Source organism: Bradyrhizobium oropedii (assembly GCF_020889685.1).
In the GTDB taxonomy this organism is placed as follows: Bacteria; Pseudomonadota; Alphaproteobacteria; order Rhizobiales; family Xanthobacteraceae; genus Bradyrhizobium; species Bradyrhizobium oropedii.
Map to the genome: position 1 here is coordinate 1 of NZ_JACMYO010000468.1, position 765 is coordinate 765.

Sequence of the window (765 nt, forward strand, 5' to 3'; positions counted from 1 at the left end):
CCGCGACCAACGCCGGCATCAACGGCTCGACGCCGGACCTGGTGCCGACCCAGGGCCATGCGCTGGACAAGGAAAGCTTCGCCGGTGCGTTCACGGTGGTGACCGGCGCCGACGGCGGAACCACCGCCTATGCGCTGAGCATCGCCGCCAACGGCACGACGTCCAACCTGATCGACAGCGCCTCCGGTCTTGCGGTGGTGCTCGACCAGACCGGCAACACGGTGTCCGGCTATGTGACCGGCCATGACAATGACGCCGCCTGGCTGGTGTTCACGCTGACGGTCGACCCGGCGACGGGCAATGTGACGCTGGCGCAGGACCGTGCGGTACATGAACTCACCGCCTCCAGCCCGGACACCGGTGAAGGCATCAGCCTGACCGGCGGCCTGGTGACGCTGACGGCAACCGTGACCGACAAGGACGGCGACAGCGCGAGCCAGAAGCTCGACCTCAGCTCGCATGTGACGTTCCACGACGACGGCCCGTCGATCTCGCTGAGCGGGACGGTGGCTTCGCTGAACACGTTCGAGGCCTATCTGTCGGCTTCGACCAATGCCGGCATCAACGGCTCGACGCCGGACCTGGTGCCGACGCAGGGCCATGCGCTGGACACGGAGAGCTTCGCCGGCGCGTTCACGGTGGTGACCGGCGCCGATGGCGGCACCACGGCCTATGTGCTGAGTATCGCGGCCAACGGCACGACGACCAACCTGATCGACAGCGCCTCCGGTCTTGCGGTGGTGCTGGACCAGACCGGCAACACCG

Annotated in this window: 1 protein-coding gene; it reads left to right on the top strand. The window is 67.7% G+C overall.

All coding sequences use genetic code 11. The annotated features are described in order from the left end of the window. On the top strand, positions 1-765 hold a 765-nt coding region (locus H8A95_RS43325), incomplete at both ends, for a DUF5801 repeats-in-toxin domain-containing protein (RefSeq protein WP_229188491.1).